The 13,199-nt window shown below is 38.9% G+C and carries 10 protein-coding genes; 7 read left to right on the top strand and 3 right to left on the bottom strand.

Annotation, left to right across the window (positions count from 1 at the left end; translation table 11 throughout):
• The first annotated feature begins 81 nt into the window (after nucleotides 1-81).
• Genes B5X60_RS12045 through ybeY form a run of 3 tightly spaced genes read left to right on the top strand, consistent with a single transcriptional unit; the run spans nucleotide 82 to nucleotide 4,333 of the window.
• Complete coding sequence (locus tag B5X60_RS12045; protein ID WP_079702936.1) at nucleotides 82-3,474, top strand: DUF4175 family protein; 3,393 nt, start codon at nucleotides 82-84, stop codon at nucleotides 3,472-3,474.
• On the top strand, nucleotides 3,471-3,902 hold the full coding sequence (locus B5X60_RS12050; RefSeq protein WP_079702937.1) for an ATP-binding protein: 432 nt from the start codon (nucleotides 3,471-3,473) through the stop codon (nucleotides 3,900-3,902). Before B5X60_RS12045 ends, B5X60_RS12050 begins: the two co-directional genes overlap by 4 nt.
• Entirely contained in the window at nucleotides 3,902-4,333 is a 432-nt protein-coding gene (ybeY, locus tag B5X60_RS12055; protein ID WP_079702938.1) for an rRNA maturation RNase YbeY, read from the top strand. Before B5X60_RS12050 ends, ybeY begins: the two co-directional genes overlap by 1 nt.
• Before the next feature lie 123 nt (nucleotides 4,334-4,456).
• Here the strand turns inward: ybeY and B5X60_RS18660 are convergent, their stop codons facing one another.
• Nucleotides 4,457-4,645, bottom strand: coding sequence for a pirin family protein (locus tag B5X60_RS18660; RefSeq protein ID WP_079702939.1), 189 nt, complete (start codon nucleotides 4,643-4,645; stop codon nucleotides 4,457-4,459).
• Nucleotides 4,646-4,935: 290 nt separating this feature from the next.
• Between B5X60_RS18660 and B5X60_RS12065 the strand changes: the two genes are divergently transcribed.
• From B5X60_RS12065 to B5X60_RS12075, 4 genes are all read left to right on the top strand, one after another.
• Nucleotides 4,936-6,792: an ABC-F family ATP-binding cassette domain-containing protein gene (locus B5X60_RS12065; protein ID WP_079702940.1), complete on the top strand. Its 1,857-nt coding sequence runs from the start codon at nucleotides 4,936-4,938 to the stop codon at nucleotides 6,790-6,792.
• A 5-nt stretch (nucleotides 6,793-6,797) separates the two neighbouring features.
• On the top strand, nucleotides 6,798-7,052 hold the full coding sequence (locus B5X60_RS18675; RefSeq protein ID WP_456073012.1) for a CBU_0592 family membrane protein: 255 nt from the start codon (nucleotides 6,798-6,800) through the stop codon (nucleotides 7,050-7,052).
• Nucleotides 7,053-7,087: 35 nt separating this feature from the next.
• Complete coding sequence (mnmG, locus tag B5X60_RS12070; protein WP_079702941.1) at nucleotides 7,088-8,950, top strand: tRNA uridine-5-carboxymethylaminomethyl(34) synthesis enzyme MnmG; 1,863 nt, start codon at nucleotides 7,088-7,090, stop codon at nucleotides 8,948-8,950.
• A 133-nt stretch (nucleotides 8,951-9,083) separates the two neighbouring features.
• Nucleotides 9,084-10,721, top strand: a complete 1,638-nt coding sequence (locus B5X60_RS12075; protein ID WP_079702942.1) for an Ig-like domain-containing domain — start codon at nucleotides 9,084-9,086, stop codon at nucleotides 10,719-10,721.
• On the opposite strand, the gene B5X60_RS12080 is transcribed toward B5X60_RS12075, so the two are convergent.
• On the bottom strand, nucleotides 10,708-11,223 hold the full coding sequence (locus B5X60_RS12080; protein ID WP_079702943.1) for a gamma carbonic anhydrase family protein: 516 nt from the start codon (nucleotides 11,221-11,223) through the stop codon (nucleotides 10,708-10,710). The two genes, B5X60_RS12075 and B5X60_RS12080, sit on opposite strands and share 14 nt — an antisense overlap.
• A gap of 9 nt (nucleotides 11,224-11,232) precedes the next feature.
• Entirely contained in the window at nucleotides 11,233-12,822 is a 1,590-nt protein-coding gene (nadB, locus tag B5X60_RS12085; RefSeq protein ID WP_079702944.1) for an L-aspartate oxidase, read from the bottom strand.
• Nucleotides 12,823-13,199 lie beyond the last annotated feature (377 nt).

A 13,199-nucleotide genomic window follows, 5' to 3' on the forward strand; every position in this document is an offset into this window, starting at 1 on the left:
ATCTACATTATATTTTTACATACGCTGTATAGGTATTTTTCGTTAATTTCATATTACCATAAAATTACGTGAAAACTACCAATGAGCAAGTCTGCAGATAATTACGCGTATCTAATTCAGAAGATTGACGGATTTATCCGGAAATATTATCTGAACAGAGTTGTGAAGGGCTCCATATTCATGGCCGCTTCTTTTTTTGCTGCATTCATTTTAGTAACAGTCGCAGAATATTACTGGCGTTTTGATCCCCTTGTAAGAACACTTCTATTCTATACTTTCATTCTCGGAACCCTTACTATTCTCATTACTTATATTATCATTCCTCTCCTGTCATACTTCCGGCTTGGAAAAACTATTAGTCACGAACAAGCGTCTGACATTATCGGGGACCATTTTCATCCCGTTAAAGATAAGTTACTTAACACCTTACAACTGAAGAAACTTTCTGATGCCAGCCCGGGACAGCGGGCTTTGATTGACGCCAGTATAGATCAGAAAATTGCTGAACTCCGCCCAGTACCCTTCAGCTCGGCTGTACACATCCAGGATAATAGAAAATATATCAAATACGCACTGGTCCCAATGGCTGCGATAATTGTTGTCTTCTTTGCAGCACCATCCATCCTGAGTGAAAGTACCGACCGCCTTTTACACTACAATAAGAGATTCATTAAAAAAGCTCCTTTCAATTTTGAACTGGTAAATGATAATCTCTCTGCAATCCAGGGTGATGATTACACGCTGAAGATAAAACTCACTGGAAATGAAATTCCGGCAGAAATTTATTTGGAGGATGGTGCCAATACGTTCAAACTTGATAAAGAAAGTATTGTTCGATTCAATCATACTTTTAAAAACCTGCAGAAAACCAAAACCATCCGCCTTACGGCAGGAGAGTTCAGCTCTGAAGATTATGTGTTGAAAGTTAAAGAACGCCCTACACTTTTAAATTTTGATGTCTTCCTTGAATATCCATCCTATTTAAATAAAAATAACGAACGACTACAGAATTCGGGCGATTTGAGTGTTCCCGAAGGGACCAGAATAAACTGGAAATTTAATGCCAGGAGTAGCGACCATCTAAATGTAAAAATGGATCGGCAAAGTTTTAGCATTCGTGCAACTGATAAAGGGATCTTTAATTTTTCATATCGTGCGATGAAAAATTTGACCTATAACATTCGCCCGGTCAGCAAAGATGTAGTTACGTCTGATTCTGTTTCATATCAGGTTCGTGTAATCCCTGATCTCATGCCTGTGATAGACGTTACTGAGCGTCCAGATTCTGTAAATGCGAAAGTACTGTATTTTGTTGGGCAGGTGAATGACGACCATGGATTTTCCAAACTAAACTTTAATTACAAAGTTCTTCCTGCAGGCGGTGCTACCGCAACAGCTAAGCCTGAAATCAGGACTGTTAGTTTTGACAGGAATGCTTTACAAAGCAATTTCTTCCATATTTGGAATGTTAATGATGCAAAAGCAAACCCTGGCGACCAGATCGAATACTATTTTGAAATATTTGATAATGATGGGGTTAATGGAGCAAAAGCTAGCAGGTCAGCTATCCGAACTTTTAAAGTAGCTTCTGAACGAGAAATTGAGAAGAAACTTGAGGCCAATTCCGAACAGATCAAAGAAAAAATGGAGCAGGCTATCCGGAAGTCTTCCCAGGTAGAAAAAGAAGCAAAACGCCTAAATCAGGATCTTTTGAACAAAAAGAGTCTTACGTACGAAGAAAAGAAGCAGGTGGAAGCACTTCTGCAAAAACAAAAGGAACTTGAAGAACTTGTGAAAGAAATTCAGAAAGAGAACAAGCAAAACCTCTTCGAGCAAAATGAGAACAAAGAGCAGAATGAAAAGATTCTCGAAAAACAAAAGCAAATTGAAGACCTATTCAACAATGTTCTCGATGAAAAAACAAGGGAGATCCTTAAAAACATAGAAAAGCTGCTTGAAAAGAATAATAAGGCACTAACCCAGGAAGAGATTTCCAAAATGCAGCTCGACAATAAGTCATTGCAAAAGGAACTTGACCGAATATTGGAGCTTTACAAACAGCTTGAGTTTGATCAAAAACTCACTGAATCTATAGATAAGTTAAAAGAGCTTTCTAAAAAGCAGGAAGAGCTTTCTAAAAAAACTCTTGATAAAAGTTCTGAAAATGAGAAACTTAAATCAGAACAGAAAGAGCTCAAAGAGGATTTCAAAGAGCTTAAAGAGGATTTGAAGGAGCTTGAAAAAAAGAATCAAGAACTCGACCAAAAAAATGAGTTTAATAATCCTGAAAAAGAACAGGAAAAAGTAGATCAGGAGCAGCAAAAAAGCGCAGAAAATCTTGATAAGAAGGACGAGAAAAAGGCAGCTGAAAACCAGAAGGAGGCAGCGGAGCAAATGGAACAGCTTTCTAAAAAGCTAGAAGCGATGCAACAGGAAAGTGAAGAAGAGGAAAATGAAGTTAATACAAAAGCTCTTAGGGAGATTCTGGACAATCTGATCACAAGTTCATTTGATCAGGAAAAAACGATGCAAACTGTCCGTGGAATAAATACCAGCGATCCGTCATATGTTCTGCAGACACAAAAACAGAGGGATATAAAAGATAATCTTAAAATGATAGAAGATAGTCTTTACGCATTAAGTAAGAAGGTTCCGCAGATACAATCAGTGGTAAATAAGGAGATCCAAGCAATAAACTTCAATGTTGGGAAGGCTATTGAAAGTTTAGGTGAACGTCGTACCGCCGAAGCTAATCGGAATCAGCAATTTGCAATGACTTCGATTAATAATTTAGCCCTGATGCTTAATGAAGCTCTTGACCAAATGCAGCAGGCACAGCAAAATGGAAAGCCAGGTAGCAAGGGTAAGAAAAAACAAAGCCTTTCACAACTGAGCAAGATGCAAGAACAGTTAAATAAGAACATGCAGAAAGCCCGGGAAGAAATGCAGAAACAAGCTGGGCAGCAAAAACCAGGGCAACAACCTGGACAACAGCCTGGTAAACAAGCTCAACAGCCCGGGCAGGGGCAAGGTCAGGGAATGAGCGAACAACTCGCGCGAATGGCGAGAGAACAGCAGATGATCCGGCAGGCAATGCAGGAAATAAATAGAATGGAAAACAAGGACGGTAAAAAGGGTCTGGGCAATCTCGATCAATTAATGAAAGAGATGGAACAAACTGAAACCGATCTCGTAAACAAAAAAATTCAACAGGAAACGTTGAACAGGCAACAGGAGATATTGAGTAAATTGCTTGAAGCTGATAAAGCCGAGCGTGAACGTGAACAAGATGAAAAGAGGGAGAGTAAAGAGGGACTAACCCCAGCCCCGGATTATAAAATTATCCTGCAGGAATATCAGAAAATTAAGCAAAAAGAAACCGATTTGCTCAAAACGGTACCGCCGTCTCTAAATTCTTTTTACAAAATAAAGGTTGGCGATTATTTTAAATACTTAAATTCGGGTTATAAATGATTAATCAGACAGAATTTTCCGATAACACAGCATTGTATACCCTGCAATTACCTTCACGGATTGATAGTATTATTACGCTAGAGAACTTCATTGATACATTGAGTGAGAAGTACCAGTTTAGTGACGAAATATATGCGAATGTGCTCACCTGCCTTAGTGAAGCTACAGTAAATGCAATAATACACGGGAACAAGGAAAATCCTGAAAAGAAAGTATATATAAACCTTGAAGTTGTTGAAGATAAGAGATTGATTTTTACCATTTCGGATGAAGGTGAGGGTTTCGACTTTAACAACATTCCCGATCCAACAGCTCCAGAAAATCTGGAAAACCTCACTGGGCGCGGGGTTTTCATAATCAAGCGCCTTGCCGACCAATGCATCTTCAATTCCAGAGGAAATGAACTTGAGCTACACTTTAAGATTTAATGCCCCAGCTTCCAATCAATTTTTTTGTAGAAGATATTTCATTCAACCTAAAACAGCGAATTCCCATTCGCAAATGGATAAAGCATTGCATTAATACTGAGGGTTTCCGCCTTAAAGAACTTAATTTCATTTTTTGCAGCGATGCTTATCTACTTGTAATTAATCGGGATTACCTAAATCACAATACCCTAACAGATATTATCACATTCGATAATAGTGAAGTTGATCGCGAAATAGTGGGCGACATTTTTATAAGTATTGACCGCGTTAATGAAAATGCCGTTAAGTTCAAAGTTCCTCAAAAAGACGAACTTCATCGCGTGATTATACACGGCACCCTCCATCTACTAGGGTATCCTGATAAAGGAAAAGCAGCGAAAACTTTAATGACAAGCAAAGAAGATTACTACCTCGCACATCGCGAATTTTAATTTATTCCATTGGAACTTTAATTATTTGATCCTCGCGTCCGCTGAAACAGAGATATCAAAAGTCACTGTATCGTACAATCCGAGGGCATCACCTCTATTAGCAACCTCCTTTCAATGAGAGCTTCACCTTCTATTATAAAAAAATATGAGCCATTGTCTGGTTTCATCATCGAGTAGGAGACAATTCCCGGCCCATCCAAGACTATCTTTGTGAGCTAAGGAGCCCGTGATTGGAGTAGTAACAATTTCCATATTGTCGTGCCCATGTGTGCTAAAATCCGCTCCTGCGTCAATAACTTCATCACTTAACACTCGCGCAAAAGTCCGAAAGGCATTTTAGAAGGATCATAATAATGAGCAGTAGAATGAAATGTGTCGCTTCTAACCGGCCATTATCATGAATTCCACGATCTTTAGCTGTGTGAAGTATCGTTTTCATAAAACAATAGTTATATGTTTAAACACACGATATTTATTCCAAAAATCTTATGCTTACCTTTGCAGATTATAACGAGGAAATGTCAAGAATTCGGTGGTTCTGTTGTTCTACAAACGGACTTCTTGTCATAGGCTGAGTATTGATTCAATAAATATATTTTAGTGTGAGCATTTTATCTACGGAGCAATTAGGACATTCCTTTAACGACAATTGGCTATTCACGGACCTTTATTTCGGAATTAATAAAGGTGAGAGGGTCGCCTTGGTTGGCATTAATGGGACAGGAAAATCCACTTTACTGAAAATACTTTCAGGAATGCTTGCCCCTGGGATAGGAAAAGTTGTTACAGAACGGGACTTACGAGTGGGGTATCTTGATCAGGATCCGAAGTTCAACCATCAGGAAACGATAAGTGATTTTATCTATTCTATAGGCAACTCAAGGCAACAGCTGATCAGACAATACGAAGAGGCTGTTAACCAATCTGTTACGAATGATAAATTGCTTAACAGATTGATGGATGAATTAAGTTCGGAAAATGCCTGGGAGTACGAGTACGAAATTAAGACTATTCTCGGTAGACTTGGAATCCAGCGACTTGACCAAAAAATTTCTACACTATCAGGTGGTCAACGCAAAAGACTTGCTCTAGCAAAGCTTCTTATAGATGATCCGGATATTTATCTTTTAGATGAGCCTACAAACCATTTGGATATTGAAACGATCGAATGGCTGGAAAACTGTATGACTACTGGTCAAAAAAGCGTTATTCTTGTCACTCACGACAGATATTTCCTCGATAATGTATCTACTCGCATCATAGAACTTGACAGAGGAAAACTCCAAAATTTCAATGGAAATTATAGCTACTATCTCGAGCGCAAAGCTGAACAAAGCGCTGCTGAAGATGCCACGTTTAGCAAAAATGTCAATATGCTGAAGAAAGAGTTGGAATGGATGCGCCGTCAACCAAAGGCGAGAACAACAAAATCCAAATCTCGAATAGATGCATTTTACGACCTGGAGGATAAGACTAAGGGCAGGCAGGTAAAATCTAATTTGGAACTCAGTGTAAACGTAGCCCGTCAGGGTAATAAGATCCTCGAACTCCATAATGTTAGTAAGGGATTCAATGGTCATACTGTAATGGAGGACTTCTCTTATATCTTCAAAAAAGGAGATAGGATAGGTGTCGCCGGCAAAAATGGTACTGGAAAATCTACACTCCTGAACATCATAACGGGTGCCATCAAACCAGATTCAGGAAGTGTTGTTGTTGGTGAAACGACTGCATTTGGTTATTACGCTCAAGGAGGTCTGGAATTCAAGGGCGATGAGCGTGTAATAGACGTTGTAAAAAACGTGGCGGAGTATATAACAATGGCTGATGGGAAAAACTTAACAGCCAGCCAGGTGTTGACGCACTTTTTGTTCCCCCCAGCAAAACAATATGGATTAGTAAGTAAGCTCAGCGGTGGTGAAAAGAAAAGATTACAGCTAATGAGGGTTCTTATGCAAAATCCAAATTACATGATTCTTGATGAACCTACCAACGATCTGGATATAGATACCTTAAATGTTCTCGAAGAATTCCTGGTAAATTTCCCTGGAATTCTAATGCTGGTATCTCATGATAGATATTTGATTGATAGGTTAACAGATCAGTTATTCATTTTTGAAGGAGATGGGAAAGTGACGATATATTCTGGCAATTACACTGACTATAGACTTGAACAAGATGATATCAAAAAGCCTATAAAGATTACACCGGGAAAAGCAGAAAACAAACCCAACGAACCAATCAGACAAAATAAAAAACTTACCTTCAAAGAGGAGAAAGAGGCTCAGGAAATTGAAAATCGAATCAAAATACTCGAAGGCGAGTTGTTAGCTTTAACGGAGCAACTCAACTCTGGAATAACTAATCACGAACAACTATCTGAAATTGCCACAGCTATTCAAGTTAAAAAAGAAGACATTGATGACAAAACGTTGAGATGGCTTGAATTAACCGACTAAAAATTATGACACAATCGGATATATTGGGTTCAATAGGAGTAACGTTATTATTAGTCGGATTTCTTTTAAATATAAGAAAGATCGTATCTAGTGAGAATCGATGGTACATCGTGCTGAATATTATCGGTGCAGCGCTGTGCGGATATTCCGCATTCTTAATAAACTTTTACCCGTTTGTAGTTCTTGAGGCGGTCTGGGTAATCGCTGCATTTTTGTCGTTGTTTAGCCGAGTTCCACGTGGAACATCGGACAGTCAATAAAATATACTTTAAAGGTTCCACGTGGAACACACAGAATGTTTAATAAATACGATATCATAGTTGTTGGTGCCGGCCATGCCGGATGTGAAGCAGCTGCGGCTGCAGCCAATTTGGGATCAAGGGTGTTACTTATAACCATGAATATGGGCACAATAGCTCAGATGAGCTGTAATCCAGCGATGGGTGGGGTAGCAAAGGGACAAATCGTTCGTGAGGTTGATGCACTTGGAGGATATTCAGGAATTATATCCGATAAGACGACTTTACAGTTTAGAATGCTGAATAGCTCTAAAGGCCCAGCGATGTGGAGTCCAAGGGCTCAAATAGATAGAATGCGCTTCGCAGAAGAGTGGAGGCTAATGCTGGAACAAACTCCAAACGTAGATTTCTGGCAGGATACCGTTGTTGGACTACTTACAAATGATGGAAAGGTTACTGGTGTTAAAACTTCTTTGGGTATTGAAATAGCCTGCGAGGCTGTGGTATTAACCAATGGAACATTTCTAAATGGACAAATACACATTGGCGAAAAACGTTTCGGTGGTGGAAGAACCGGTGAAAAAGCTGCAACAGGCATAACGGAACAACTTGTAGAAATGGGGTTTGAGGCTGGTAGGATGAAGACAGGAACTCCTCCAAGGGTTGACGGGCGTTCGTTGGATTACGGCAAAATGGAGGAACAGTGGGGCGACGAAATTCAGGGTCGATTTTCATATACTGATTTTGAGCTGCCCAAAGACCAACGGTGTTGTTGGATTACTTACACAAACTCGGAGGTGCACGAAACTCTTAAAGAAGGGTTTGAACAATCACCCATGTTCACAGGGCGCATCAAAGGACTCGGCCCCAGATATTGCCCATCAATCGAGGATAAAATAAACCGGTTCGCAGAACGCGATCGACATCAAATTTTTGTTGAACCAGAAGGATGGAATACAGTAGAAATATATGTCAACGGATTTTCAACGTCCCTTCCAGAAGATGTACAGTACCGGGCACTCACTAAGATACCCGGATTTGAAAAGGCGAAGATGTTTCGCCCTGGATATGCAATTGAATATGATTTCTTTCCGCCAACTCAACTAAAACTGAGTCTTGAAACAAAAAAATTAAATAACCTTTATTTTGCCGGCCAAATAAATGGTACTACTGGATATGAAGAAGCAGCGTGTCAGGGATTGATTGCGGGAATTAATGCTCACCAAAAAATAAACCAAAAAGAGGATCTCATACTTAAAAGATCAGAATCCTATATTGGCGTCTTGATTGACGATTTAGTGACTAAGGGAACAGAGGAGCCTTATCGAATGTTTACTTCCCGGGCCGAACATCGTTTGCTTCTGCGGCAGGATAACGCAGACATCCGCCTAAGTCCAATCGGCCACGCTTTAGGTTTGATTTCCGACGACCGCTTAAAGAAAGTTGATGCAAAAATTGAAAATGCCGACACTATAGTTTCTTATTTAAAATCGACTTCGATAAACCCTGAAAAAGTAAACGCTGCCTTGGAAGCAGCTGGAACACCCACTATATCGCAAAGTGTCAAAATGTTTCAACTAATAACCAGGCCTCAAATAACGTTCGAAAACATACGAGGTTCCGATCAGAGCTTTGATGAAATGCTTAGTGGCTTCGACCTTGAAACAATTGAACAGGCAGAAATAAAAGTGAAATACGAAAGTTACTTTGAAAAAGAGCTGGAGATCGTTGAAAAAATGAAAAGAATGGAAGACCATATTATCAATTCGGAATTCAATTACCTGAATCTCGTATCTCTCTCAAAAGAGGCACGCGAAAAGCTAATGAAAATAAAACCGCGAACTCTAGGCCAGGCCTCAAGGATTTCCGGTGTCTCTCCGTCTGATATTTCCGTCCTGATGGTTCATATGGGCCGATAAATTATAAACATTTGATTATCAATCAATTGACTTATAATAAACTCGGCTCAAAATAAAGCGCTCAAAAACACTTTCTCATATTAGGTATACATAATACTCCAAAACAAGATACAATTCGACCAAGGGCTTATAAATGGCAAATTTTTTAAAGCAGTGTTTCTTCCCTATATGTTTAATAGTGAGTCTGTCGATTCTGCTATTTTCGTCGTGCGCCAGTGTTCAATCCCCGACCGGTGGCCCACGAGACTCGATACCTCCAAAGGTGATCAAAGAGACGCCGAAAAATCTAACCAAAAATTTCAACGCCAAAGAAGTTCAAATACAATTTGACGAATTCATAAAACTTTCAAATGAATTTAGTGAGATAAGTATTTCCCCAGCAATGGATGTACTTCCCGAATTCAAGGCCAAAAAACAGAATCTTGAAATTAAATTCTCACAACCGTTAGAAGCAAACACCACTTACACCATCAATTTTGGAAAAGCTATTACGGATGTCAACGAAAGTAATATCCTTCCAAACTATACCTATGTGTTTGCTACTGGAAACCAGATTGACTCCCTATCCCTAAGTGGAACTGTTACAAGTTCCCTGACCAGAGAAAAACTAAAAGATGTAACTGTTTTTATTCTTCCCTTAAGTCAAGATTCGTTATTCGGTAAAAAACGCGCCAGCTTCTTCACCACAACCGACACTGCTGGGAATTTCAGCCTAAAAAACCTTAGAGAAGATACTTACCGAATTTATGCCCTAAGTGAACAAGGTGGAGGTGACAGAATTTACAATGGGCAGAACGAAGAAATAGGATTTCAAGATCAACCCCTCGTACTGAATAAAAACGTGGAAAATATTCAATTGCAAGTGTTTAAAGCTGTTCCAAGAACATTTTCAATCTCTGAACGCAAAATTGAAAGCGACGGCCGAATACTTTTAACTTTTAACAAACCCTTATTAAAACCAAGTGTAAAAATTATCGAACCGACCGAACTCGACCGAACAAAAACTTTCGAAATAACTAACACAAAGGACACGGCTTTTATTTGGCTACCTGAAATAACTTTCGATTCTCTTAAAGTAAGTGTATCCGATGCAGATACACCTTTAGACACGATAACCCTTCGAAGAAATAAACGTGACACTTATAACAGGGTGGTGCTAGTTTCCGACAACATTATCGGTCCGAAACTAAGACCAAGATCGGATGTAACCCTACGAATGTCTGCGCCAATTGCAACAGCTCAAGAGGCAAATATCAGTCTTTTGGAAGATTCAGTATCCGTTAAATATCAAATTTCAAAACAACCAGGGACATCACGAACATTTAATATAAAATACGCCTGGAAGTTGAACAAAGATTATATTCTAAGATTCAATGAAAACGCATTCACCGATATATTTGGTAACAAATCAAAACTGTACATCAAAAGGTTTAATCTCGATACTGAAGATAATTATGGAAATATCTCAATAAAAGTTATAGTACCGGATACTCTTAGTAGTTACATTGTACAATGGATGGGAGAAAAAGAAACAATCTTCCGGCAAGATGTAATTTCAAAAAATACTACGCTCAACTATCTTACTTACCCAACAGCAAAATATCGAGTCAGGGTGATCTACGATCTAAACAAAAATGGAATCTGGGACACAGGAGAAGTATATCGCAAACAACAACCTGAAAAAACCTGGACATTCGAAAAACTAATTTCCTTACGTCCCAACTGGGATCTAGAAGAAGTTATGACAATCCCCAAACCTAGTCCTGAGTAAACCAACCAGAATACATTATATAGTTCTGAGGAAGCTTTTTTAGCATCTCCATTTGTTCCGAGGTAAGCGGCTTTATCTTTTTTGCAGGAATGCCAGCATACAAAAATCCTGATTCACAAACTGTATTTTCAAGAACAATGGCACCGGCCCCAATTATGCAAAACTCCTCGACAACTGCATTATCCATAACTATTGCTCCCATACCAACAAGCACGTGATCGTGCAGCCTACACCCGTGCACTAAAGCATTGTGACCGATCGAAACATTGTTGCCAATATCAGTTCCAGCTTTTAAATAGGTACAATGAATAACCGCACCGTCCTGAATATTTGTATTGTTGCCAATTCTAATGTAATTCACGTCGCCACGGATGACAGCATTAAACCACACAGAGCATTTCTCACCAATCACTACATCACCAACAATGGTTGCGTTGTCCGCAACAAAACATTTTTCGCCAATTTGGGGATAAACATTCTTTACCGGAAGTATTAATGGCATAAGTAAGATCTAAAAGACAGTGTCATGCGGTTCCTGCGCATGTGGTTTATAATCAGTTGTATAGTGAAGTCCACGACTCTCCTTACGTAACATAGCAGACTTTATCACCAAATACGCATTTTGGATGACATTCCTCAACTCACATAATTTCACAGACAAAGTTGTTTTCTTATAAAAGCTCTCAGTCTCTTCATGCAAAAGGCCTAATCTCCTAAGTGCTCGCTCAAGCCGGAAATCGGAACGAACAATTCCAACATAATCACTCATTACCTTCTGGGTTTCCCGCAAATTATGGGTAACCAATATATCTTCGTTAGATAGCCTGGTATCGGTTTCGTCCCACTCTGGAATGTTGTCAGGTATCTCGTTATTTTTGAAACTCTTAATTGCATCCTCAAATATCCGATGTGCAAAAACCGGAGCTTCCAAAAGCGAATTAGATGCTAGCCGGTTTGCTCCATGTAAACCAGTTGACGAACATTCTCCACAAGCATATAATCTGTGAATAGAGGATCTCCCATACTCATCCACCAGAATACCGCCGCACATATAGTGAGCTGCCGGTGTAACAGGAATCATATCTTTGGTCATGTCTAATCCAATGCTTAAACACTTTGCATATATATTAGGAAAATGAGATAAAATATCTACTTTACTGCGGTGCCGTATATCCAGGTATACAAAATCGTCCCCTGATTTCTTCATCTCAGCATCAATAGCTCGGGCAACTATATCCCTGGGAGCGAGAGAGCCTCTTTCGTCGTAATTTTGCATAAACTCCTCACCGTTCCTTGTTTTCAAAACCCCGCCAAAACCTCTGACAGCTTCAGATATCAAAAATGAAGGATACTCACCTGGATTATATAAAGCAGTAGGATGGAACTGAATAAACTCCATATTACGAACTTTACCTTTTGCCCGATAAACCATCGCGATACCATCACCGGTAGCAATAACCGGATTAGTCGTAGTTGAATATATATGTCCAGCTCCGCCGGATGCCATAAGCGTAACACGTGATAAGAACTTTTCAACCTTACCTGAAGATGTATCTAAAGCATATATGCCATAGCATTGGATATCTGCAGAACGCTTGTCAACAAAATCGCCTGTGTGATGCTGTGTTATTAACTCAACCGCAAAGTAATGGGTTAATATTTCAATATTTGGATCCTTATGAATCTTCTCAAGAAGTGCCCTTTCGATCTCAAATCCGGTTATATCTTTATAGTGTAATACACGGCTTTCTGAGTGACCACCTTCTTTAGCAAGGTCGAAAATACCTTGTTGAGTTTTATCAAAACTGGTTCCGTATTTGATTATCTCGTCAATTCTCGCCGGACCTTCAGTAACAACAATTTCAACAATATGTCTGTCGCACAATCCATCACCGGCAATTAAAGTATCTTCTATATGCTTATCGAAAGAATCTTCCTGTTTATCCACAACAACTGCAACACCACCCTGAGCATACTTAGTGTTCGACTCATCTTCGTTAGCCTTGGTAACTATCAGAACCTTACCATATTTTGCAGCCTTTAGTGCAAAACTTAATCCGGCAATCCCCGATCCTACAACAAGGAAATCAACATTTTTCATGTATTAAATATTAAATAATTGCTTAATACTACATCTTGTTAACAACCGCATCAAAGATGTTAATTTAGTGGTAATAGTGGTTGAATAATTTATAAACAGACTAATAAGTAAACCGTTTGACCTGATTTTAGCTTATTTTTGATTTAGTTTTGAGACTAATCACCAAAGTATTCCACTTTTTATTAATCAGAAAAACTGCACAAATAAGATTTTAAAAAAACATTAGGATAAGTAAAGTATTTAGTAATCAGATATATAACAATAAACAAGTGTTGAAATAATGTTAATAATTAATTAAAAACAATTATTTCATAAAAATGTATCTCAATTTTCTAACATAACCAACACCCTAATAAACAATAGAATCTATTTTAAAT

It is taken from the genome of Daejeonella lutea (assembly GCF_900168015.1).
GTDB classification, from domain to species: Bacteria; Bacteroidota; Bacteroidia; order Sphingobacteriales; family Sphingobacteriaceae; genus Daejeonella; species Daejeonella lutea.

Excerpts from the sequence above, each read along its gene's own strand:
- B5X60_RS12045 (WP_079702936.1), top strand. The coding sequence starts at position 82 with ATGAGCAAGTCTGCAGATAATTACGCGTATCTAATTCAGAAGATTGAC.
- B5X60_RS12050 (WP_079702937.1), top strand. The coding sequence starts at position 3,471 with ATGATTAATCAGACAGAATTTTCCGATAACACAGCATTGTATACCCTG.
- ybeY (WP_079702938.1), top strand. The coding sequence starts at position 3,902 with ATGCCCCAGCTTCCAATCAATTTTTTTGTAGAAGATATTTCATTCAAC.
- B5X60_RS18675 (WP_456073012.1), top strand. The coding sequence starts at position 6,798 with ATGACACAATCGGATATATTGGGTTCAATAGGAGTAACGTTATTATTA.
- mnmG (WP_079702941.1), top strand. The coding sequence starts at position 7,088 with ATGTTTAATAAATACGATATCATAGTTGTTGGTGCCGGCCATGCCGGA.
- B5X60_RS12075 (WP_079702942.1), top strand. The coding sequence starts at position 9,084 with ATGGCAAATTTTTTAAAGCAGTGTTTCTTCCCTATATGTTTAATAGTG.
- B5X60_RS12080 (WP_079702943.1), bottom strand. The coding sequence starts at position 11,223 with ATGCCATTAATACTTCCGGTAAAGAATGTTTATCCCCAAATTGGCGAA.
- nadB (WP_079702944.1), bottom strand. The coding sequence starts at position 12,822 with ATGAAAAATGTTGATTTCCTTGTTGTAGGATCGGGGATTGCCGGATTA.